The sequence below is a fragment of the Bacillus bingmayongensis genome (genome assembly GCF_000299035.1).
GTDB classification, from domain to species: Bacteria; Bacillota; Bacilli; order Bacillales; family Bacillaceae_G; genus Bacillus_A; species Bacillus_A bingmayongensis.
Genome location: NZ_AKCS01000005.1, coordinates 353,703 through 374,848 on the forward strand (window position 1 = coordinate 353,703; position 21,146 = coordinate 374,848).

General features: G+C 35.0%; 22 protein-coding genes and 10 pseudogenes. 13 read left to right on the top strand and 19 right to left on the bottom strand.

What is annotated here, in order from left to right; genetic code table 11:
* Positions 1-182: 182 nt before the first annotated feature.
* From Y7E_RS0101890 to Y7E_RS34105, 4 genes and pseudogenes are all read right to left on the bottom strand, one after another.
* Entirely contained in the window at positions 183-500 is a 318-nt protein-coding gene (locus tag Y7E_RS0101890) for a hypothetical protein (protein ID WP_017149627.1), read from the bottom strand.
* 218 nt (positions 501-718) lie between these two features.
* Positions 719-799: pseudogene (locus Y7E_RS33090) on the bottom strand (DUF6944 family repetitive protein); the annotation flags it as partial.
* Between the two features lie 695 nt (positions 800-1,494).
* Positions 1,495-1,764 carry a Gp49 family protein gene (locus Y7E_RS0101905; RefSeq protein ID WP_017149630.1) on the bottom strand — a complete coding sequence of 90 codons (270 nt, stop codon included), beginning with the start codon at positions 1,762-1,764 and terminating at the stop codon, positions 1,495-1,497.
* 77 nt (positions 1,765-1,841) lie between these two features.
* Positions 1,842-2,132 (bottom strand): hypothetical protein, encoded by a 291-nt coding sequence (locus tag Y7E_RS34105; protein WP_017149631.1) that lies wholly within the window; start codon positions 2,130-2,132, stop codon positions 1,842-1,844.
* Between the two features lie 295 nt (positions 2,133-2,427).
* Here Y7E_RS34105 and Y7E_RS34950 point away from each other — a divergent pair, with 295 nt between their 5' ends.
* A complete protein-coding gene (locus Y7E_RS34950; protein WP_154652001.1) occupies positions 2,428-2,601 on the top strand; it encodes a hypothetical protein in 174 nt (57 codons plus the stop codon).
* A gap of 1,390 nt (positions 2,602-3,991) precedes the next feature.
* Positions 3,992-4,132 (top strand): hypothetical protein, encoded by a 141-nt coding sequence (locus tag Y7E_RS33100; protein WP_017149634.1) that lies wholly within the window; start codon positions 3,992-3,994, stop codon positions 4,130-4,132.
* A 567-nt stretch (positions 4,133-4,699) separates the two neighbouring features.
* Here the strand turns inward: Y7E_RS33100 and Y7E_RS0101935 are convergent.
* From Y7E_RS0101935 to Y7E_RS33105, 4 genes and pseudogenes are all read right to left on the bottom strand, one after another.
* Positions 4,700-4,981 carry a hypothetical protein gene (locus tag Y7E_RS0101935; protein ID WP_237741330.1) on the bottom strand — a complete coding sequence of 94 codons (282 nt, stop codon included), beginning with the start codon at positions 4,979-4,981 and terminating at the stop codon, positions 4,700-4,702.
* A 63-nt stretch (positions 4,982-5,044) separates the two neighbouring features.
* The gene (gene tnpB, locus Y7E_RS28960; RefSeq protein ID WP_017149636.1) at positions 5,045-6,091 is read right to left on the bottom strand and encodes an IS200/IS605 family element RNA-guided endonuclease TnpB; all 1,047 of its coding nucleotides are present in this window, start codon (positions 6,089-6,091) and stop codon (positions 5,045-5,047) included.
* 1,153 nt (positions 6,092-7,244) lie between these two features.
* Positions 7,245-7,400 (bottom strand): hypothetical protein, encoded by a 156-nt coding sequence (locus Y7E_RS34115; RefSeq protein WP_017149637.1) that lies wholly within the window; start codon positions 7,398-7,400, stop codon positions 7,245-7,247.
* A 164-nt stretch (positions 7,401-7,564) separates the two neighbouring features.
* Positions 7,565-7,690 (bottom strand): annotated as a pseudogene (locus Y7E_RS33105) (zinc ribbon domain-containing protein); the annotation flags it as partial.
* An 81-nt stretch (positions 7,691-7,771) separates the two neighbouring features.
* On the opposite strand from Y7E_RS33105, the pseudogene Y7E_RS28975 reads away from it, so the two are divergent.
* The 3 genes and pseudogenes from Y7E_RS28975 (at position 7,772) to Y7E_RS0101970 (ending at position 9,674) form a co-directional block, all read left to right on the top strand.
* Positions 7,772-8,928 (top strand): annotated as a pseudogene (locus tag Y7E_RS28975) (IS3 family transposase).
* An 8-nt stretch (positions 8,929-8,936) separates the two neighbouring features.
* A complete protein-coding gene (locus Y7E_RS28980; protein ID WP_017149641.1) occupies positions 8,937-9,134 on the top strand; it encodes a hypothetical protein in 198 nt (65 codons plus the stop codon).
* Between the two features lie 12 nt (positions 9,135-9,146).
* Positions 9,147-9,674: a hypothetical protein gene (locus tag Y7E_RS0101970; protein ID WP_017149642.1), complete on the top strand. Its 528-nt coding sequence runs from the start codon at positions 9,147-9,149 to the stop codon at positions 9,672-9,674.
* Positions 9,675-9,699: 25 nt separating this feature from the next.
* On the opposite strand, the pseudogene Y7E_RS34715 reads toward Y7E_RS0101970, so the two are convergent.
* Both Y7E_RS34715 and Y7E_RS33500 read right to left on the bottom strand, forming a co-directional pair.
* Positions 9,700-9,854: pseudogene (locus tag Y7E_RS34715) on the bottom strand (N-acetylmuramoyl-L-alanine amidase); the annotation flags it as partial.
* Between the two features lie 34 nt (positions 9,855-9,888).
* Positions 9,889-10,026, bottom strand: coding sequence for a hypothetical protein (locus tag Y7E_RS33500; protein WP_017149643.1), 138 nt, complete (start codon positions 10,024-10,026; stop codon positions 9,889-9,891).
* A gap of 232 nt (positions 10,027-10,258) precedes the next feature.
* On the opposite strand from Y7E_RS33500, the pseudogene Y7E_RS28990 reads away from it, so the two are divergent.
* A pseudogene (locus Y7E_RS28990) lies at positions 10,259-10,623 on the top strand (tyrosine-type recombinase/integrase).
* A 68-nt stretch (positions 10,624-10,691) separates the two neighbouring features.
* Positions 10,692-10,802, top strand: a pseudogene (locus tag Y7E_RS0101990) (thioredoxin domain-containing protein); the annotation flags it as partial.
* A gap of 550 nt (positions 10,803-11,352) precedes the next feature.
* Here Y7E_RS0101990 and Y7E_RS0101995 read toward each other — a convergent pair.
* The gene (locus Y7E_RS0101995) at positions 11,353-11,754 is read right to left on the bottom strand and encodes a hypothetical protein (RefSeq protein ID WP_017149645.1); all 402 of its coding nucleotides are present in this window, start codon (positions 11,752-11,754) and stop codon (positions 11,353-11,355) included.
* 159 nt (positions 11,755-11,913) lie between these two features.
* Between Y7E_RS0101995 and Y7E_RS34125 the strand changes: the two are divergent.
* From Y7E_RS34125 to Y7E_RS0102010, 3 genes and pseudogenes are all read left to right on the top strand, one after another.
* Positions 11,914-12,231 (top strand): annotated as a pseudogene (locus Y7E_RS34125) (hypothetical protein); the annotation flags it as partial.
* A gap of 132 nt (positions 12,232-12,363) precedes the next feature.
* Positions 12,364-12,667, top strand: a pseudogene (locus Y7E_RS0102005) (HNH/ENDO VII family nuclease); the annotation flags it as partial.
* Between the two features lie 38 nt (positions 12,668-12,705).
* Positions 12,706-13,284, top strand: a complete 579-nt coding sequence (locus Y7E_RS0102010) for a suppressor of fused domain protein (RefSeq protein ID WP_017149648.1) — start codon at positions 12,706-12,708, stop codon at positions 13,282-13,284.
* A 287-nt stretch (positions 13,285-13,571) separates the two neighbouring features.
* Here the strand turns inward: Y7E_RS0102010 and Y7E_RS28995 are convergent.
* The 3 genes and pseudogenes from Y7E_RS28995 to Y7E_RS33505 form a co-directional block, all read right to left on the bottom strand.
* Positions 13,572-14,589 (bottom strand): annotated as a pseudogene (locus tag Y7E_RS28995) (peptidoglycan recognition protein family protein).
* 56 nt (positions 14,590-14,645) lie between these two features.
* Positions 14,646-15,043 (bottom strand): annotated as a pseudogene (locus Y7E_RS29000) (phage holin family protein).
* A gap of 34 nt (positions 15,044-15,077) precedes the next feature.
* Positions 15,078-15,554 (bottom strand): hypothetical protein, encoded by a 477-nt coding sequence (locus Y7E_RS33505; protein WP_017149651.1) that lies wholly within the window; start codon positions 15,552-15,554, stop codon positions 15,078-15,080.
* A 239-nt stretch (positions 15,555-15,793) separates the two neighbouring features.
* Here Y7E_RS33505 and Y7E_RS0102035 point away from each other — a divergent pair, with 239 nt between their 5' ends.
* Together Y7E_RS0102035 and Y7E_RS0102040 are read left to right on the top strand one after the other, a co-directional pair.
* A complete protein-coding gene (locus Y7E_RS0102035) occupies positions 15,794-16,309 on the top strand; it encodes a site-specific integrase (protein WP_034277433.1) in 516 nt (171 codons plus the stop codon).
* Between the two features lie 68 nt (positions 16,310-16,377).
* Positions 16,378-16,692, top strand: coding sequence for a thioredoxin family protein (locus Y7E_RS0102040; RefSeq protein WP_017149653.1), 315 nt, complete (start codon positions 16,378-16,380; stop codon positions 16,690-16,692).
* A 419-nt stretch (positions 16,693-17,111) separates the two neighbouring features.
* Here the strand turns inward: Y7E_RS0102040 and Y7E_RS34130 are convergent, their stop codons facing one another.
* Positions 17,112-17,525 (bottom strand): hypothetical protein, encoded by a 414-nt coding sequence (locus Y7E_RS34130; RefSeq protein ID WP_017149655.1) that lies wholly within the window; start codon positions 17,523-17,525, stop codon positions 17,112-17,114.
* A gap of 218 nt (positions 17,526-17,743) precedes the next feature.
* Here Y7E_RS34130 and Y7E_RS0102050 point away from each other — a divergent pair, with 218 nt between their 5' ends.
* Positions 17,744-18,625 (top strand): cation diffusion facilitator family transporter, encoded by an 882-nt coding sequence (locus tag Y7E_RS0102050; protein WP_017149656.1) that lies wholly within the window; start codon positions 17,744-17,746, stop codon positions 18,623-18,625.
* On the opposite strand, the gene Y7E_RS0102055 is transcribed toward Y7E_RS0102050, so the two are convergent.
* From Y7E_RS0102055 to Y7E_RS0102070, 4 genes are all read right to left on the bottom strand, one after another.
* The gene (locus tag Y7E_RS0102055; protein ID WP_017149657.1) at positions 18,612-19,247 is read right to left on the bottom strand and encodes a phosphatase PAP2 family protein; all 636 of its coding nucleotides are present in this window, start codon (positions 19,245-19,247) and stop codon (positions 18,612-18,614) included. The two genes, Y7E_RS0102050 and Y7E_RS0102055, sit on opposite strands and share 14 nt — an antisense overlap.
* A gap of 82 nt (positions 19,248-19,329) precedes the next feature.
* Positions 19,330-20,085: a sporulation protein gene (locus Y7E_RS0102060; protein ID WP_017149658.1), complete on the bottom strand. Its 756-nt coding sequence runs from the start codon at positions 20,083-20,085 to the stop codon at positions 19,330-19,332.
* Positions 20,067-20,888 carry a serine/threonine protein kinase gene (locus Y7E_RS0102065; RefSeq protein ID WP_017149659.1) on the bottom strand — a complete coding sequence of 274 codons (822 nt, stop codon included), beginning with the start codon at positions 20,886-20,888 and terminating at the stop codon, positions 20,067-20,069. The genes Y7E_RS0102060 and Y7E_RS0102065 overlap by 19 nt, the downstream gene beginning before the upstream one ends.
* The gene (locus tag Y7E_RS0102070) at positions 20,888-21,079 is read right to left on the bottom strand and encodes a hypothetical protein (RefSeq protein WP_017149660.1); all 192 of its coding nucleotides are present in this window, start codon (positions 21,077-21,079) and stop codon (positions 20,888-20,890) included. Before Y7E_RS0102070 ends, Y7E_RS0102065 begins: the two co-directional genes overlap by 1 nt.
* Positions 21,080-21,146: the final 67 nt, after the last annotated feature.

Sequence of the window (21,146 nt, forward strand, 5' to 3'; positions counted from 1 at the left end):
TTCCTTCTAGATGGTGATCTGAAAAAATTAATCACTTAAAATTAGTATTTAAAGCACCTCAAAATAAAGATTCTGTAGCAATTGGTGAAGAAAAAACAATTGAATTTGATATGTAACAAACAATAAAGCCGCCTCTTTTTAATAAGAGACGGCTTTATTAAAAAAGTAAGATTTTGTACATCCTATTGGACGCTTTTTATTTCATAACCATTTAACTTTCCAATGCCAAATAAATCGATTTCTGTGTCAGTTAATTTCGGGATGAATTTTACTATTTTTGTTCTCCCTTGAAGAACTTCTCCTTCAGTAGTAATAAATTTAAATTCTGGTTGCTCATTTTTCTTCATTATTTCAACAAAAATTGCACCTTTATCAGTAGTTCCACGTATAATGACTTCCCAGTCTAAATAGTCATCAATCCTTACATAAGCTATTCGAAAATCGATTTCTTCTTTTTCCTTTCCTAAATAAGTGATTTTTTCTACTTCAAACTGTGTCATTTTACTCCCTCCCTTTTATTACATCTTCGACAGGAAATAAGAAAAACCTACACCATAAAACATCTATCTATATTTGAAATTACTAAAAATAAAAACTCTAGAACATGATCGTCTCTAGAGTCCTTGCCCTATCTTAAAAGAGAATAAAATATTCCCTTTCATCCATATCGATGCTAATTTTCCTAGTAGCCACAGTGTCAATCTCACTCCTCTACCATTTGTGTGATTCCAATAGCCGCTATCGTATTTCCCCCTACTTGAAACCATGCTCCCGTAAGTTCTAAACCTCTTGGATTCATATTATTCATCCACCTATATTAGAATCATCTTATTTATCATAAATACTCTTTTGAATGAAAACGTTTCTCTCGGTACTTTTAAACTTTTATATTTATATTGTCACTAACAAAAATGACTTCCCTGCATTTCCCCATTATATTTTGATACATTTCATTTTGTGCATGAAATGACTGCTCCAAGCTTTTCTCTTATGTATCTATTCCAAATTAAAAAGAGCACTCAAAAGTGCTCTTTCGTGATAAGGAGTTTTCAATGAGTATGAAAAAAGCGATTTAAGCTTGTTCCATACTGCAATATATGCTTGTCCTGCTCAAAAGGTGTACGATTTATAAAATAAAAAATTGACTCCAAGAAGAAACTAGATTTTGTATTACCTAATATCGAAAATAAAAGTAAGAACACGTAATTCATTCGACTATCATCCAATCTTTTTCCAACATATCTGCTTGATAAGGTAGAGCAGGTACGATACCATTATTATTCTTTAATACAGCAAAGAAAATTGTATTTATTTCATAGCGTACGGTATTACTATTTTTAGATATATAATTTGTCCAATCAAAAAAGAGCATCCACCTCAGTAGATGCCAAAATGTGTGATAAGGAGCTTTCAATGAGTATTGAATAGGACCTAAGAGAGCTTCTCCTACACTACAATATATGCTTGTCCTTCTCAAAAAGTGTAAAAAAGCCGCTATTCTATAGCGACTTGCTTAGCTAATTCACATTGCAACCTATATTCTTCTAACTCCCAAATTTTATTAATAATGCGGTTCTTGCAACATTGAATTCCAATATTCACATCGTAATTAGCAGGGGCTACACATGTGCTGGATTCAGTTAAAATAAATCCATTCGGCAACTTAGCAACTACTACTGTACATTTGCCATGAAACTCTTCTACTGTCCAACGAATCTTTTCTAGAATGTCGTTAATATCTTCTTGTGTTACAGTATTCTTCATTTACTTCTCCCCTTCTGCATTCGTTTTTCAACCTTCTTCTCTTCGATGTCTAACATACAATGTTGTAACTCTAAGTCTTATTTCTTCATCTGTCTTTGCTCTACTTGCATTTGTTGCTCTTGTTCCATCTGCTGTTGTTTATCAGCTTCCTTTGGATCATTTAATGCATCCATATGCTCTTTCATATGCTCATCGACTAGCTGTTGTACTTCTGGTAGTAACTCATCGTATAAGCTGGACTTTCGAAATGCATTATGAATATATATATGCACTTCATGGTCATAGAAGTCGTGAACTTTTGGCGTTTCTAATGATAATTGTGGTGATTGCATTCCAGCTTGCATTGGCTCTACACCTTGTGCTTGCATTACTTAAGCTTGTTGTTCGAACTGCACACACACTTGCGAATATTGCTGCAACATTTGTAAAGCTTGTGGTTGTCCTGCAATTTGTTGGAACTGTTTATTTTCATCGAGCTGCTGCATTTCAAATAACTCATTACTATCACATATAAACCCTGAATACCAACACTTTGTTAACTGTCTCTATTTTTGTTCGTTGTGTTGTTTTTTTCGTTAGCCCTTAAATCGAATTGCAACTACATTCTTGCTATTTAATAAACACTATCAATAAGAGTTTAGAAATTCTATTAAGAGAAAAAGAGTGCTTTTATTCAAAGCACTCTTTCAAAGAAAATTACCAATCTCTATCATCACAATCATGGTGACGTCTACGACGATCATGATCGCGATGATGATCGTCATGATGATCGCGATGATGCCTACAACGACAATTATTAAAATCTCTATGTCTGCGTATACATCTTCCAAACACTAAATCATCCCAAAATCTACCACAATCTCGAAAGTGATTGAAATGACAATTACATCTCATAAATATGCTTCCCTCCTCTTAACAATAGAATTCATCATATTCTATGCTTAAAAACAAAAACTGCTTGTTTCCTAGTCTACATGCTGCATTTTAGAGTAATAATATTCATATCTAATCTTTAAGTTTTAGATTTAGTTACACTACAATCTAATACTAGAGATAAAATGCAGTCTATGAGCCTAAATTACATGTATCTTGGTCGAACCCCTTATCTTTCCTTAACAACAAATAAGACACTGTACCGATCACGACAGCGCTTAAAATAGTAATTGTTATATATGTTATACCCTCATTCATTGGAGCATTTTCAATATGAATAAAGTCTCTTTTCTCAATAAAAAAGAGCATCCACTTCAGTAGATGCCCAAATGTGTGATAAGGAGTTTTCGGTAAATATTGAATAGGATTTAAGAGAGCTTATCCTACACTCCAATATATGCTTGTCCTTCTCAAAAGGTGCAAAAAAAGCACTTCGCCCAGGTGCCATGTAAAAGATAGGAGTAACTAACACGTTAGAGAACCTTTCCGTGCTATTGTATTGTATGTTACATTTTTCTTTATATTACCTTTTTTTAGGTGTCTAATTTGTCTAATTTCGAACCACCAGTTTCGGTATAATTAACCCGTTAAATTACATAATATAAGTTTCTAGCTGAATAAACCTCAATATTCCGTCAATACTGTAGTTAGGCGATAGCCAGAACTCATTTAAAGTCCCTAATCTTTCTCCACCCCCATTGGAGCCGAGCGGTTAGCTTTTACTAGCTGCTCTTTTTCTTTTTTCATTGTCACTTTTTAGATTCAATGCTCATATGTTATTTTGAGACAAAAAATTAATATCTCAATAATGAAAAGGTCCCCTTTTACACCACTTTAATCGGTTTCAACATTAACTTTTTTTCCTTAAAGAGCACTGTTCGAACATGCTCTTTTTGGTTTGTCAGAATAAAGTTCCAAGTCACGGTTAAACTATAAACTGGCTGGTGAATAGCCATAATCCTATTTTGTAGTACCATACTCTTCTTCTCCCTTTCCCTAGGGCCGAGCAGTCAGCTTTTGCTAGCTGCTCTTTTTTAGTTACATTTATCATTAGTAACTATCACGGTTACACCTCATAATATAGAGGCTCAAATAAATCGGGCTGTTATACCCATTACCCTAGGAAACTAGGGTTTTGTTTTGTACAAAATGAAATTTTTATTTAGTGATTTACCGATTCTTTAAACTCTTTAAATGATTATTTTCTCAAAAATTATTGCTAAACAAACAATCCGATTTATCATGTTAACAATAATACGAAATACTGTTAATATGACTTTAGGAGGTACATTAGATGAAATTAAAAAGTTTCCTTGTTACTTTTTCAACGTTTGTATTAACAACGGGGCTATTCTTTTTAATTGGTCACTTGTTCACTATTCCGTGGCTAATGTTTCACCACGAATATATAGATAATACAAATGGCTTCTTGTGATTCTAATATTAATCGGTATGGCACTTTACTCTTTCTTGTGCATCATATTGAACTTCCATACCGATCACTTTCCTTTCAATTAGCGTTTTTGTTGATTTTTTTCACATTTAAATGAGACAAGCATATGTTATTGTATGAAGATCCTTACTCATAGAATCCTACCTTATAAGAGCGCATTTATATGTGTGCTCTCTTTTTATTTGCCACTAAAATAACGCTTTTATTCAATTTATCTATCAAAATACTTTCTCGTATCCCTGTATAACTGATCTTGTGGAACAAAATTAAATCCGTAAAATTTTTCACATTTTGTCCAAGCACAATTTCTATTTCTCAAATAACATATACGGACAATTAAAGATAAGGAGAATGAAATACGTATGGCTAATTATTTTTATAAACATGGTAAAAAGTATTATAAAAAACAATCGTAGCCGGACCATCAAAAAGATAACTGTTCTGTTGAGACTCATACAATTGCTGGTTCAGGAGAAAATTTAACTGGAAATATTCCCTTAGCAATTTTAGTACCACCTAACACTTTCAACCCACCCGTTTTTGAATATTTTACCAAAAGCCATAATAAAACATTACTTCAAATATCGTCTTCACCATTCTCTGGATTCCCTGCTCTCCCCTTACCATAACTATTCGAACTAGAGGAACTGAAAATCCGATTGAGATAACAGTTGGTCTAATTGTTTGCCAACGCTTTGAAGTAATTGAAGCAATATATCGAAAAGTTTTTGCTACACGCTCGAACAATACTACGAACCGCTCACGAAATCCCTCAAATACCATTTTCAATTGCTTGCATCTATCTTCACTCCCTGTTTGAACTACCCCCACTTAACAGTCTAACGAACTGTTTGAAGTGGGGGATTCCTACGAACACCAAAGTATCCCTCGGCTTTATGAGTGATGCATACCACAAGAAAGACACTTCCATTCACGCAATTCCAGATTTTTCACGTCTTTGTTTTTGTTGCCACAATGCGAACAAAGTTGAGAGCTGGCGAATGTTTTTGATACCACGACGACTTGTTTACCGTACCACTTCGCCTTATACGCAAGCATCGCTCTGAATTGTGACCAAGATACTTCTTGAATCGCTTTCGCTAGCTTGTGATTCTGTAACATATTGGATACTTGCAAATCTTCTATCCCAATCACATCGTGGTTTTTGATGATCATAGTAGAAAGTTTTTGCAAGTAATCGGTTCTTGCATTTGTGATTCGTTCATGAATACGAGCCACTTTGATTCGCTGTTTATACCAGTTCGCTCCACCTTTTCTACGGCGAGACAGAATACGCTGGGCATGAGCGAGCTTCTTCTCTAATATCCGAAACCATTTTGGATTGCCAAATATCGCTCCAGTTGAAAGAATCGCGAAGTTTTTCACGCCAACATCCACACCAACATCGGAACCTGTCTTTGGCAATTCTTGCACTTCTACTTCGACAAGAATCGAGACAAAATATGTTCCACTTGGATTCCTTCTGACAGTAGCGCTCAAAATGCGTCCTTCTACCTCACGGCTTTTTGCAAACGTGACAAGGCCAAGTTTCGGTAACTTTATTTTATTACCTACAATCGCGATGTTCCCATTCGTGTGCTTCGTTGTATACGATTGGACTTTATTGTTTTTCGACTTAAACCGAGGTGCTTTGTTTTGTTTGTTGAAAAATCGTGAATACGAGTCAGCAAGGTTGTGAAGAGAAGATTGAAGAGCCGTGCTGTCCACTTCTTTTAGCCATACAAATTCTTTTTTGAGAGCAGGTAATTGCGAAGAACAAGTGCCATAGGTTAATCCTTTTCCTGTTTCTTTATATATATCATTCCATTTTGCCAAAAAGTAATTGAATACAAAACGAGAGCAACCAATTGTTTTCGCAATACGTATTTTTTGTTCTTCGCTAGGGTAGATCCGGAACTTATACGCTTTATGGACGAGCACCACTTTCCACCTCACTTCCTATTTTGGTTTTTCTACATGCTTTTTTCACGATATTTATGAGAACGATATCAGAATGTACCCCAAAAAATACTTCTCTCGTATCATTTCTTCTTTTTTGTCGAAATTCCTCTGTCACCCTTCAAAAATGTATACATATGGACGGACTTTTATGATGGAACCATTCCTTATATGTAAGAATGCTTCTTACTGCATCATTCTCCTTCTATAGGAACGAACTGATTCCGATACCTCATACTAACTCTTCAACAAGAAGAACCGTTAGGCTTTTGCCTAACCGCCATTCATCTCCCACCTACTCATTGGACCATGTCCTACCCATTCCTTGAGGTGGGAGTTTTCTGTCGGGAAATGATAAATTTTCAAAATTAATACATACTATCTCCAAGCCGCTTAATCCTCGGCTGGTACTCTTTCTTTTGTTTACAGTAGCAAGCAGGTAGTTTCTTCCCCTATCTGCTTTCTCTGTATATTTTTTAACTTTTTGCAGACAATATTGTTACGCCTTCAACACTGGTTTACAACACGATTAGGCGTTTCTGCAACCTTTCTTGATACTCCGTGTAAGGAACAGCGTATATAGCTGTTTCTTTTTTATTTCCTGACAAAACCATCATGTATAAATTCCACCCTACAGAAAACAATATCTATAAGCCGTTCGAACTAGCGGCTTCACTCTTCTTGTAATGAGAAAGCAATTTATTACAATTGGCTAACTCATTCGACCCACCGGCAGGCAACGAAAATCGTTCCTGCCATTTTTTTGTATAAATTTTTTTAATCCTTACACACTACCTATAAGTGAGTTGTTGTACTACTGTTTTTTGAGAAAACATAATTTTCAACGTAAGCAGATGGCATAAAGAGCTATCTGCTTTTCGTATAATTTTTTTCATTTCACATATACTATCTACGAACCTGTTTACCAATACGAGTCATTTTGGTGTTTTGAATTTCTCCTAAATTACCCTTCTTGGGATAAGCATTTTTTGCTTATCCCATTTTGTTGTATATATATTTAAATTTGCGTTAACACTATTTATGAGCGTGTTTTCTGGTTATTCGTAGTTCCTATCCAAAGTAATCTTTCTCCTAATGAGGACGGCAGGTACGACTGCTTGTCCTCATTTTTTACTTATATCGCATACACCCCTTTCCGATAAACCCTAACAACATTGCCTTCTTCGTCGAAGTAAGCAATTTCCCACCAAGGATGGACATTACACCTCTCAAAATCTCCATCCAACACAACGAATAAATTTGTTTTATAATTTCCAACAATCGTTCCCATTCGTCCAGCTACTTGCCCCTCATACCGAGATAAGCAAAATCAATCTTTCTATATCTGCACATTCTCTGGAAATGCTTTTCCTTTCCTTGAACTACCCCCACTTAACAGTCTAACGAACTGTTTGAAATGGGGGATTCCTACGAACACCAAAGTATCCCTCGGCTTTATGAGTAGGCAATCCCCGTAGTCCCTACGGTTAGAAGCCTTAAGGCCTCTTTTCTCAGATTTTGTCCTGCGTTGACATCTCTATCATGATGCATACCACAAGAAAGACACTTCCATTCACGTAAAGTGAACCCCATTAATGGGACATGAAAAAACACCTCCTTAATTCGCATACTAAATGCGAGTTAAATGGAGGTGTGTTTCATTTGAAGAAAAGAGTTCATTATCCAGAAGAAATAAAATGGAAAGTCGTTGAAATGAAAAAGGAAGGTTATTCTAACCGAACAATTATGGAAACATTAGGGATTAAAACTGTAAGTCAAATTAAAAGATGGATGAACTGGTATCATACAGATCAAACTCATCGTTTCTAACAACCTGTAGGTAAACAGTATTCTTACGGAAAAGGACCTGGGGAGTTAAGTGAAATAGAGCAGTTACGTTTGGAAAACAAACATTTAAAGGCTCAATTACTTGTATGGGGAAAGTACCTGGAAATCAAAAGGAGTTGAACCCAGTTATCGTAGCTCAGCTATGGAATGAAGTGAAAGATAAAATGACTGTAAAAGAACTGTGTAAAGTGTTAGGCTTACCACGCTCAACATTCTATCGTTGGGTAAACACAGCACAAGTTTCTACAAGCGAAATAGAGAAGGCAGTTAAAAAGGTGTGTTTACGTCATAAACTCCGTTATGGATACCGAAGGATTACAGCTACCCTTAGAAAAATGGGGGTTTGTATCAATCATAAAAAGGTATTACACATTATGAAACATTACGATTTACTATCACGTGTACGTCGTAAGAAAAAAAGGTATATCACTGGTGCTGAACCTGTGGTAGCACCACACCTTTTAGATCGACAATTTGAAGCATCAGCTCCTAATGAAAAATGGTTTGCTGATGTAACATATTTGACATTCGGAGGACGTACCTTGTATCTTTCCACAATCATGGATGCCTTTAATCGTAAAATTATTAGCTGGGTGATAAGTGAATCACCTAGCCTTCAATTATCTATAGAGACATTAAAACAAGCATTAAGAGGACGAAATGCAGAAGGTGTCCTTCTTCATTCGGATCAAGGAAGCATCTATACAGCAAAGTAATTTCAGATGTATGCCAAAGAAAAAGGCATTATCACAAGCATGTCTCAGAAAGGAAACTGCCATGATAATGCCGTGATGGAAAGCTTCTTCAGACATTTGAAAAGCGAAGCTTTCTACTCACAAAATCTAACAAAAGTATCCAACACAACTGTGCGAAAGACTGTGTTAGAATACATTCATTACTACAATTGTGTGCGAATTCAGGAAAAATTAAACTACCTATCCCCTAAAGAATATAAGGAACAGGTAGTTTAGGTGTTTTGATGTGTGTCCCATTTTCAGGGTTCACTTCACATGGAGTAGAAGAAACTCAAGAAGCATGGGTAAAAGGAACATCTGTGAAACCAGATGGCAGTGTTAAAATATTTGATTTCGGGAGACCAATAGGTCCCAATGGAGAAACTAGGGTAAAGGTTCATATGGATGGTAAAGGCAATATCCATGGCTATCCCGTACAATAAAGGAGAATAATTATGAGTAATGAAATATTAAAAATCGTTAATAAGTTATATAAGCAAGGTGACTTTCAATATATTCTATCAAAGTTTGTTAATAAAAGTTTTTGGAATGAAAAAATTAACGAAATACCAAACGTCAGTATTGACAATACTACCGATTTTAGCTATTCAACATGTTTTTCTTATGTTCTCCTACCACTAGATGCGGAATGTCGTTTCGGTAGTGTGGAATTCAATAACTATGTTCAAAAACAATCAGAAGTTAACTGTGTAATGCTATTGATTTCCGCAATTGCACCATATGCAATGATTAAACATTTAAGATATAGACACGATAATGGTACAGTCAATTTAGTTGAGGAGTTCTCTCCATACAATGATGAATCTAAGAACATAGAAAATAATATCTTAGAATTTCTAAACAATAACGGAATAAAGAGTCTCAACATAGACACGTTGAACACTGAAGTGGAGAATATCTCGTTAGAGTTAAAAGAGACAGGGGTTACCATATATAATTGTCTGTTTGAAGATGAATACTAAAATTTATTATCCGATTAAGAAATTATTAATTGATTTTATAAAAAACTTTCCCACGGCTGTTTTGAACTCTATAGTGAGAAGACTCATACTTACCTTCACATCAATTACAAATCCTAATCCTTCATCTACAAAACCAGCAACATCTTTATCCTGCCAAGAAGGAGAATCATAGAAACATAGGACTTTAGAAGAGAAAGTTACAGATGAAGAATAATCAACATTGTTTCTCATCTCCTTCCCCTACATCACCTTTTTTATAAGTGAACTGATTTTTAAAGTGTTTCCGTTTTGAAATGATGAAATCATAGGTAAATGCCTGGTCAATGATACGTTGCGCCATGTACTCAGCCATTTGTTACACCTCCTTCCGGTGTGGAGTTTGTGATAATGAGCTCATCTAAAGCTTGTTGCATCAACTCTTGATTTCTTTTGAGTTCTTCAATTTCTTTTTCTTCAGGAGAAAGTGGAAGGATATTGATTTTGAAAGAAGAACATTATCCGTGAACCGTTCCCTTTCTCATATCACAAAAGAGTTTCATGAACCAAAGACATCTACTGGGAAACGTTTAATCGTACTTCCTGAAATTACACTACACGCTTTAGAGGAACATCATGAGCGTATAAATGTAGAAAAAGAGCGTTATGGAAGCGAATATAACGATTATGCTTTGGTCTGCCCTACCTTTAACGATAACCCATACAATTTCAGAAGTTTGACACAGCTGTGGAAAAGCTTATAAAGAAAAGTGAGGTTCCTGATATTCGGTTCCATGATCTACGACATACCCATGCAACTCTAATGTTAAAGCAAGGTATTCACCCGAAGATTGTTAGTGAACGATTAGGACAAAGCGTAGGTATCACATTGGACACCTACTCACATGTTGTACCAGGGCTTCAAGAAAAAGCTGTAGAAGATTTTGCAAATAACCTATTTCAAAAACACTAATGTTTGCAAATACGGGTTTTGCATAAAAAAACTAGCAGATTCGTATAAAATTGAAAGGAGCAAAAAACATGAAAGAAATTAAAACAGAGCAAGAGTTTAAAGACATTATCGCAAGCGAGGAGCCAGTAGTAGTTAAGTTCTTCACAACATGGTGCCCAGATTGTGTACGGGTGAAGAACGAGAATTTATAAGAGTTTATATAAGTTTAGTAATCCCTTTATTGTAAAGGTTTGAAGGACATATCAGCGACTATTTCCCTTTTGAAATTAATCATAAATTTTCACTTCGTTAGAAAACCTGTTAGAAGTTTTGAGAGAAGATTTTCTTCTACTAAAAACCTCCATTGCATTTCTTCTATTACTCATCACTCTCACTGCCATTATGACGCAAATCATCAATTAAATTATGGAATTTTAAAAATTTCATAATTTAATTGATGATTTGGAGTGTTTTATCTGAACTCCCTAATAAATAAAAACATTATTACCTATTTTTATGGCTACGTAATAAATTCTTTTTTCGTTTTGGAGATACTTCAAAATCTTAACTTGATGGTGATGTGACGCTGCCCCAAGAAGGGACTCGCTTTTCGCATCCCCCTTACCACTGTACTTAATAGCTCCAATTCGAGCACATCTTTTTAGACGTCCGATTTACCCAATAAAAAAAGCACTCTTTAATGAGTGCTTTTGAACGCATTATCAATAAAATGATATCTAAAATAAAGAATTACTTTAATGAATAAGTACAAGACTCCCTTTGATGCTCTAGACGTAACCTATCATCATCTTTTTTCATATTTATAGTTTGTTCTTCATCTTCATTGATTTCTTGTGTTTTTCCATCGACCTTAGAAGCAATAGCTCTTAGTTTAAACTGATCCTCAAATACCCTTGTATATTTAACCTCCATAATTTGATGTTCTCCTGTTGGAACTTCTCCTTCCAATACCATCTCATCTTTTCCTGTAAATTTTATCGTTGGAGGACACGTTGTATTGCTGACATCTTCATCAATTAATTCCCACGTACCAGCAAACTCATATTCATTTCCACTAGATACAGTATTACTTTCACATGCACTTAAGATTAAAATATAACCAACTGATATAGCCGTTAATTTCTTTTTCATAATACGCCTCCAAATATAAATTTGTACCAATTATGAAAATAACTATTCACTTAAGAACATATTATTATATTTACTCTTCCGTTTATCTATTTATTCCCCTATATAGTTTGTCCATAGTGGACAACGTCCTATAAGAAACTTTATTTATTTTTAACGAGACTAACACCACCTGATAATGATAAATTAGAAAGCAAGGCAACTTATCAAGCTGGAAGGTTTACTGGACATGTTATATCAACGGTAGGATCTATTGTAGAAATTTTTGAATGTATTTCAGTCATAGGCGGGGCTAATTTCTTAACCTTCGTCGCAGAAGTAGGAAGTGGTGGGTTAGCATCACCAATTGTTCTTCCATTAGATGCAGTTGCTACAGCGGCTGGTGTTGGTGCTATTACACATGGTGGATATGTTTGGCATAAATTAATTCAAAATGCTAAGGATACTCTTCAAAAATTCCAGTCTTCTCCGTCTTCTGGTGGTAGTAGTTCTAACCCATCGACATGGAATGAATTTCAAACTGCCAACAAAGGTAAATATAGTAAGGATGAAATGAGTAAGGCTTGGGATAAGTATAAAAAAGAAAATGGTATTGAAAGTGACTCAGGCGATAAAACTTACACAAGACCTTCAGGATATAGAAAGGGCGTAAAAGATAAAGTCTGGGACAATGCTAAAGGTGAAGATGGTCTCGTAAGGGATCCAATAAATAATGAATAAAGATGAGCCTTGGGATATGGGGCATTTACCAGGTTATGAATTTAGAAAGCATAAAAAAAGTGCTGAAGAAAGAGGAATAACAAGAGAACAGTTTTTAGATGAACATAACAATCCTGATCATTACCGCCCTGAACTTCCGTCATCGAATAGGAGTCATAAAGGTGAAGATTTAACGGATGATTATTTTGGAGACTGAAATTATTAAAAATTATTAGCGAAAGATAGGAGAGTAAAATGGGGATATCAAATGAAAGTAAAATAATTGCTAAATCAGCTTTAACAGTGTTTGGAGGTAATCCTGTTGTTTCTAACTATTGGGATGATAATAGTATAAGTAATATAGATATTTTATCAACAGGAGATAGACCCTGTGATGGGGTTACATCGTATTCTACTATTGGCTTGTATATGCATTCAATAGGACGATCTATAGATGAAAAGTCTTTACGAGTAGAAATTGTTGGTGCGAGCGCAACAGCTTATAATAATTATGCAAATGTACTAGCAACATGTGCTTTTTGTGTAATCAATTCAAAAATGCCAATCTATCCAGGTCAAGTATTTTTGGATGTGTTGAAGTTTTATTATCCTAATAGTGAAATGAAACATATGTTTTTTGTGCCACCATTTCTGTGGGAAGATCAGTTACAAACAATGCATTTCCCAGACAAAAAAGTTGCATGGTTGCTTGCCGTCCCAATATCAGAAAAAGAATATTTATTTGCTCAACAAAATGGTTCAAATAAGCTTGAAGATTTATTTGAGCAAAATGACATAGACATTTTCGATATTGAGCGAGAGTCTGTACTGTAATGTCATGCTGAATACTTTATGTATAAGAGTATATTGTTTCTACAAATTATAATTCCTATTAAATAGAAAGTTTGAATAAATCAGACAAGCGGGAAGCCAACTTTGGCTACCTTTTGGTAAGCAAAGAGGCTACCTAATTATAACGTTAACTTTTGGAATTATATAAGTGAATGGATTGTTATTGGTGTTGAATAAAAAGCAATTAATAATTTATGCAAAATGTATTTAATATGGAAAGCAGAAAATCTAAAGTATGATAAAAAATCCGACTCTTATGAGTCGGATTTTCACTTCATAAATACATATGCTTCGCTAGCAGTTACATAGTTTACCCTTGCTGTTGTGTACTTTGTATTGTGGCGCTCCATTCACAGCTACCTTTACATCAATGGTAAATCCTAATCCTACATCTAAAGTACCAGCAACATCTTTATCTGCCCAAGAAGCAGAATCATAGAAACGTAGGTTGTCCACTTTGGACACTACGCGTTTTCCAACAATAGATGAATCAACAGTACTCTTCTTATCGAATTTTACATAAGAAGGATTGTATTTAATCCATTGATTCCCTCCAAGATTTAACCATCCATCCTTTTCGGCCCACACAACATATGACTCTGGTTTGTTAAGTTGGCGAATTACAGAATAGCTTGTATCTGGTCTTTTACGTAAGTTAACATTGTATCCTTCAATATAGGCAATACCATCTGTTACAGCCGTTGGAACTTCTGCTGGTTTTGATGGTTGCCCTGGAACAGAAACATCACTGTTATTATATGCGCGTTTTACATCAGCGCGGAATTGAGCTTCTGATACGCCATGACTACGTAAATAATCAAGTGGGTCTTCATGATCCGTACCGCCTAAATAGTGTGTTACATCGTAATGAGTCCACAATCCTTTTTCTACAGATAGATTGTTATCTTTTAAAATTTTTGCTAACAATTTAACATACTTCTCATATGAGCGTTTAAATTTCCCATAGTCTCTTGTCTCGCAAAGCTCAACGTGTACAAAACGTTTATTTGCACCTGGTCCTGCACCATAAGCGATGTATTTTGTATCAGCAATTTTGATTGTTTCATTCCAGTCAACTACATAATGTACAAAAGCTGAATGCCATGTACGAGATTCGTATTTTTGGATATTAATAGCTGGTGCTTCAGGAGTTGCTGTAGAATGAGCTACAACGCCTTCGTAAGCACCTACACCATAACGATAAGGAGTTTTAGGTAATCCATCAATAATAAGAGTTCTATCTGCAAAAGCTTCTGTAGTAAGGCTAAACAGAAGCAGTGAGGTCATAAATACATAGGAAACGAGTTTAAATGATTTTTTCATTAAGCGTCACCCTTTTCATTTTATTTTTGTTTACCACCCAAAATCTCAACAGCATTTGTAAGAGCCGAAGGTAATTTGATACCCATGCACCCTGCGTTTTCTAAGATTGATAGCAACTCATTACCCATGAAGAAGAAGATGGTCGCTTCACGAATTGCACTGTTACTTCCAAATGCAGCATCTAACTGTGCAGATACTCCAACCAATAAAAAAAGCACCACTTTTTTAGCGATGCCTTTGAAACCAACTTTACTTTTAAGTTCTCCGTTATATCCAGCTGCAATCATTCCTGTTAAATAATCAATAGCTGCCATAATTACTAGAATCTGCAATACTGCATCCCCCCTCCGAAGAAATAACCACAGAAACCACCTAATCCTGCTATAAATGATTTTGTTAATACATCGATACGATCCATTATTTCACTCCTTTTCCAAAATAAAAAAAGCCCACTATTGTGCGCTACTTGTGATTAAATCTGCTCTTCCGTTGTCAGTTAAGTATTTATCGATTCGCTCTTTAAAGTGTTTCAGTTTTGAAATGATGAGATCATAGGTAAATGCCTGGTCAATGATACGCTGCGCCATATACTCGGCCATTTGTTCTACACCTCCTTCCGGTGTAGAATTTGTGATAATTAACTCATCTAGTGCTTGTTGCATCAATTCTTGATTTCTTTTGAGTTCATCAAGTTCTTGCTGCTCAGGTGAAAGGGGAATGTCTACATATTCGTAATAGAATCCTTTGACTGGATCATATTTTAAAACTGCTTCTTTTCCTTTAAGTTCTTCCTTGGCTGGTAACGCTTCTACTAAAATTCCTTCTATACGAAGTTCTTCTTCTGTTTTCCCTAATCCATAACGCTCATCAAACGGCATGTAGTGTATAGATTCGATATCACCATCGCTGGTTAATCTTACGAAAATCATGTAATCACCCCTATTCTTTTGAGATTTTATAAAACACTAGAGAAGAGCTAGAATATATAATGCCTATCTTATCGTTACTTAGTGCATGCATCATTCCCTTCGCATCTTCACCAACTTTCGTTTCTGTTCGCCAAAAGAACTTTTCGTTATTTATTTTTCTGTTAGATTTAGATTCAGCAAATCCGTTGTTGATTAGAACTAACCGTCTTTCTTTTTTAAACTTGACTGAATTTAAATATATGGCGACGTTACTATCAATATATTTATGGAAGGATATTGATTTTGAAAGAAGAACATTATCCGTGAACCGTTCCCTTTCTCATATCACAAAAGAGTTTCATGAACCAAAGACATCTACTAGAAAACGTTTAATCGTACTTCCTGAAATTACACTACACGCTTTAGAGGAACATCATGAGCGAATAAATGTAGGAAAAGAACGTTATGGAAGTGAATATAACGACTATGATTTAGTCTACCCTACCTTTAACGGTAATCCTTGCAATTTCAGAAGTTTGACACAGCTCTGGAAAAAGCTTATAAAGAAAAGTGAGGTTCCTGATATTCGGTTCCATGATCTAAGGCATACCCATGCAACTCTAATGTTGAAACAAGGTATTCATCCGAAGATTGTAAGTGAACGATTAGGACATAAAAAAATAGGCATCACATTAGACACCTACTCACATGTTGTACCAGGCCTACAAGAGAAAGCAGTTAAAGATTTTGCAAACAATCTATTTCAAAAACACTAATGTTTGCAAATACGGGTTTTGCATAAAAATACTAGCAGATTCGTATAAAATTGAAAGGAGCAAAAAACATGAAAGAAATCAAGAGTGACAAGGAATTCAAGGACATTATCGCAAGCGAGGAGCCAGTAGTAGTTAAGTTCTTCACTACATGGTGCCCAGATTGCGTACGTATGGACAACTTTATCGGAGATGTAATGGAAGAGTTCAATAAGTTTGAATGGTATTCTATTAATAAAGATGAGTTCCCAAGTATTGCGGAAGAATATCAAGTAATGGGAATTCCTAGCTTATTAGTGTATCAAAATGGTGAAAAACTTGGTCATTTACATAGTGCAAATGCAAAAACAGAAGAGCAAGTTACTGAGTTTTTAGAAGCGTATTAATTCAAAAAATATGTATGTAATAAAAAAGGGACGCAAAAAAAGCGTCCCCTTTAATTTATCTTCCTCCCGAAAAATGTAAAAACAAAAACATCTTTTGTCCATTTTCCTTTCCCATACATATATAATACAAACCCACTAATACTGGTTAATACAACAAGGACAGAAAAGTACATCCAATTTTTGTTGTTTTCACTCTTTAATCTATCTATAATTTGTTCCTTAGTATTTCCAATATAAACAGATTTCCCATATCTATTAGGTAATTCTATTATTATTTTTCCATCTACTGACCCAAGCACAACTACATTTTCTTTATTTTCTACTGTTCTAAATGAATAAAAGCGTTTTGTTCCATCTGATAACTTAGTAGTATTCGCCTGAATATCATTTATTCTTGTTGAAATTACATTCTGATTATTTTATTCCATAAAGGGTGTTTCAAGAGACACATTTTCTTTATTTACTAATTTTAATTCTTTATTTCCAATATATATTGATTCATTATAAAAAGCTGTCGCTTGACCGCTACTCCATAAAGAACGATTTGGTGAAGAAGTCTGTGTAAAGTATGTCGTTTTTTTCTTTTGAATTCGATTCACAACCGCATACCCATCAGCAAGTAGCGTTTCATCTCCTGTTACATGTTCAGAATATATCTTTCCTCGTACAAAGTACATACCATCTGCAACTTCTTTATCACTTGAAATCATCTTTAAATTACCGAGTTCATCCCAGAGTAAAAAACTATTTAAACTCTTATACCCATAAAAAACACATACAACTAATAAAAGTGTAAACAATGTCCCTATTTTAATTGTTGCCTTTTTATTCACTGATTTTTATTCCCCCATATACTACTAATATTTTCATCTTAATTATAATTAGAAATATTATTGATGCACATATATTAATCTTTTTGCCCTAAGCTAACTTTGTTACCCCCTACTTAAAAACCTATAAAGCGTCAACAATGTTTGTATAGACCCACATGAGTTTCGTTTGATACTCTATTAATAGAAAGAAATTCCTAACAGAAAGGTGAGTGATCGTTATGAATTCACTTTCTAATAAAGAAGCTGATAAAGGAGCCATCGTCAGCATTATCGCCTACATATTTTTATCATCACTGAAAATTGTAATTAGTTATATTGCTCTTTCCAGCGCATTACGTGCAGACGGTTTAAATAATTTAACAGATATCGGTGCTTCTTTAGCTGTATTAATCGGTTTAAAAATTTCTCGAAAGCCTCGTGACCCGGATCATCCATATGGTCATTCGCGTGCAGAACAAATCGCTTCACTTGTTGCTTCCTTTATTATGGCAACGGTTGGTTTAGAAGTTATCGTAAGTGCAATACAATCATTTTTTAATCCGCAAAAAACAGCACCAAATGTTCTTGCAGCGTGGGTTGCATTATTTTGTGCTGTCGTCATGTACATCGTGTACAAATATAATAATAAAATTGCACAGCGTACAAAAAGTAAAGCACTAGAAGCCGCAGCAAAAGATAATTTATCAGATGCCCTCGTTAGTATCGGTACAGTTGTAGGCATTGTCGCATCTCAGTTCCATATGCCTATCCTCGATCCAATCGCGGCCTTAATTGTTGGCTTTATCATTTGCAAAACTGCATGGGACATCTTTGTAGAAGCTTCTCATATGTTAACCGATGGCATTGATCCAGATAAAATGGAGGAATATTCACAAGCTGTCAAGCTTATTTCTGGTGTTGAACATATTGTTGATATTCGTGCCCGTATGTATGGGAACCAAACGTATGTGGATATTACGATTGAAGTAGATGCTCGGATGGACGTGAGTAAAAGTCATCGTATTACCGATAAAATTGAAGAAATGTTAGAACAAAAATTTGGAATTTTACACACACATATTCATGTTGAACCCATGCAAAAAGAACCTATGATGACATAGATTCTTTTTTGATGAATGCTTCGTGAAACATAATACATAAAATGAGCCAACTTCCCCCTGCTGCCCAGCCTGCTAATATATCGGACGGATAATGGACCCCAAGATATACACGGCTAACAGAAATAGAAAATATAACGAAACATGTAATAAAAATAATCAGCAACTTTCTATGCAGTGTAATACGATGCTCTGTGATTGTTACATAAGCGATAAACCCTAGAAATGCTGTAGCATTCATCGTATGACCGCTTGGAAAGCTATATCCTGTAGCTGTAACAAGCTGTGACACATCTGGTCTTGGTCGTTCGTACCATAATTTCAGGAGGCTGTTAAGGTGACGGGATCCATAATAATTAATGATTAAAAACAACGCACCTAACAACCTTTTTCGAATGAGAAAGTACATTGCAACTATGATTAATAACGGGAAATATATTTTTTTTGAACCAATATAAGACATCCAAGTGAAATAAGCTGTCAAATAATCGTTCCGAAAACTTTGAATAAATTTGGTAATAACATCATCAAATTTCTCAACACAAGCGGTATGATACGAAAGTGATAATCCGACAAAACAAATAAGTAATAGGCTTAACAAGTATACATGTCGATATCGTTTCACATACATAACCTCACTATATAAAAATAAAAAATGGAGCGGTTGTTTTAGTTTTCCTCTCAATTTCTTTTTTATGCATCATTTATTAAGAAATATAATTGTTAATTTTTTGCTGCATCGTTGGAATGTCTTCACGCGTTACAGTAAAACGAACGACTCTTTCATCTAAGTCTAATGCTTCTGAAAATAAACCTGCTAGCCCACGGGCTTTTCTGTCTACTTCCATAACAATATCCAATCGATCATACGCACGTGGTAAAATTAATAATTCCAATTCATCCAATTTACCATAATACTGCCCCGAAACTGGAATGAACTCAAACTCTTGCGCAAATGGAATATTAGCACGGAAACGATGCGGTAGTTCTTCACACTCTGCTTGACGAAGCCTAAATCCTAATTGATTTACACTATCTAAAACACTGTTAAATAATGCATTCGGTAACACCTGAACGTAATCACGATCACTCGGGTTAATACTTCGTTTAATATCAAGGCCTGTATGAACCCAAACTGTTTTCATGCCAAATGTAAGCGGCGCTTCAATTGGCATCGGGAATGAAAATGGGATTTCTACTTTTTCATTTGGAGATATCGTAATAGGCTCCGTTAAACGTACTCGTTTTAAATCGAATGTAGTACTTACTTTTTTATCATCTACTTCTCGTATATACGATGTCGATAGTGTTAAGTAAATGCTTTCAATTTGTTGACCAACTGATCCGCCCGTAATATGAACCACACCTACAATTTCTTCCCCTACTAAATATTCATCTTTTTCAAGAACTGTATCCACTTTTGCATTTCCTATTCCAACGCTTGCTAAAAACTTTTGAAACATGTATCCCCCATCCTTTCTAATGCATGGCGTACATCTTTTCTAACATCTTGTACATCCCCATAATATGGAGTCTTCATCTGTAGCATCCGCATAATAATTTCACGGTTTTCTTTCACTAGCTGTAACTCTTCATACCATGGCTTTTCCTCTTTTACAGTAGATTCATAGCCAGAGTATAATAAAAATAATGTAAAGTGACCTAGTGCATAGAAGTCACTACGATAGTGAACTTCTCGCATATAGGCTTGTTCTCCTTCATAGGTACAGGCCCGCTCATCGACTTCTTCTATAAATCTAGCTAACCCAAAATCGATAATGCTAATTTGCCCCTCTTCCATTAAAATATTAGGGATTCGTAAGTCTCGATGAATAATACCTTTACTATGAAAATAAGAAACAAGCTCAAGTACTTTATATAAAATATGAAAAACCTCATGCTCTTCATATACATGTCCATCTCTGAAAATGAAGTCTTCGAAATTTTTACCTGACATATACTCCATTACAAAAAACGGCTGCTTTTTCCATATAAAACTATCATATAAGTTTGGTATTGCCGGATGATCTAACTGTTCTAATATTGCTTGTTCCTGTGCAAATGATTTTCGCCCCGACATATACCTTTGCTTACTTTGTCTTAATTGTTTCAAAACCTTTTTTTCTTTCGTTTGCAAATCAAAAACGATATATGTAAAGCCATAGCTGCCCATTCCAATTACTGATTCAATTTTATAGCGCTGCGTAACAATTGTACTATTGCGCAACGGTCTATCAAACCAAGCAAGTATGTCACGCCACTTCATCAACTACTTGAAAAGAAACTACGACTTTTACGTTTTCTTTTATAGTGCTGATGTCCATAGCCATGAGAATTTCTTCTCTTGTTATAATCACTACTTGAATACGAGCGACCTCTATGACGATAATCACTACTTGAATAGGAACGATATCTATTTTTCTTTCCTAGTAAAGAATCAATAATTTTTTTGAACATCCCTTCACCTCTTATTTGAAATTTTCTTTTTATTATACCAATAATAGTCCTTTATGTTTGTGACAAG

Excerpts from the sequence above, each read along its gene's own strand:
- Y7E_RS0101890 (WP_017149627.1), bottom strand. The coding sequence starts at position 500 with ATGACACAGTTTGAAGTAGAAAAAATCACTTATTTAGGAAAGGAAAAA.
- Y7E_RS0101905 (WP_017149630.1), bottom strand. The coding sequence starts at position 1,764 with ATGAAGAATACTGTAACACAAGAAGATATTAACGACATTCTAGAAAAG.
- Y7E_RS34105 (WP_017149631.1), bottom strand. The coding sequence starts at position 2,132 with ATGCAAGCACAAGGTGTAGAGCCAATGCAAGCTGGAATGCAATCACCA.
- Y7E_RS33100 (WP_017149634.1), top strand. The coding sequence starts at position 3,992 with ATGAAATTAAAAAGTTTCCTTGTTACTTTTTCAACGTTTGTATTAACA.
- Y7E_RS34115 (WP_017149637.1), bottom strand. The coding sequence starts at position 7,400 with ATGGGAACGATTGTTGGAAATTATAAAACAAATTTATTCGTTGTGTTG.
- Y7E_RS28980 (WP_017149641.1), top strand. The coding sequence starts at position 8,937 with ATGTGTGTCCCATTTTCAGGGTTCACTTCACATGGAGTAGAAGAAACT.
- Y7E_RS0101970 (WP_017149642.1), top strand. The coding sequence starts at position 9,147 with ATGAGTAATGAAATATTAAAAATCGTTAATAAGTTATATAAGCAAGGT.
- Y7E_RS33500 (WP_017149643.1), bottom strand. The coding sequence starts at position 10,026 with ATGGCTGAGTACATGGCGCAACGTATCATTGACCAGGCATTTACCTAT.
- Y7E_RS0101995 (WP_017149645.1), bottom strand. The coding sequence starts at position 11,754 with ATGAAAAAGAAATTAACGGCTATATCAGTTGGTTATATTTTAATCTTA.
- Y7E_RS0102010 (WP_017149648.1), top strand. The coding sequence starts at position 12,706 with ATGGGGATATCAAATGAAAGTAAAATAATTGCTAAATCAGCTTTAACA.
- Y7E_RS33505 (WP_017149651.1), bottom strand. The coding sequence starts at position 15,554 with ATGATTTTCGTAAGATTAACCAGCGATGGTGATATCGAATCTATACAC.
- Y7E_RS0102035 (WP_034277433.1), top strand. The coding sequence starts at position 15,794 with ATGGCGACGTTACTATCAATATATTTATGGAAGGATATTGATTTTGAA.
- Y7E_RS0102040 (WP_017149653.1), top strand. The coding sequence starts at position 16,378 with ATGAAAGAAATCAAGAGTGACAAGGAATTCAAGGACATTATCGCAAGC.
- Y7E_RS0102050 (WP_017149656.1), top strand. The coding sequence starts at position 17,744 with ATGAATTCACTTTCTAATAAAGAAGCTGATAAAGGAGCCATCGTCAGC.
- Y7E_RS0102060 (WP_017149658.1), bottom strand. The coding sequence starts at position 20,085 with ATGTTTCAAAAGTTTTTAGCAAGCGTTGGAATAGGAAATGCAAAAGTG.
- Y7E_RS0102065 (WP_017149659.1), bottom strand. The coding sequence starts at position 20,888 with ATGAAGTGGCGTGACATACTTGCTTGGTTTGATAGACCGTTGCGCAAT.
- Y7E_RS0102070 (WP_017149660.1), bottom strand. The coding sequence starts at position 21,079 with ATGTTCAAAAAAATTATTGATTCTTTACTAGGAAAGAAAAATAGATAT.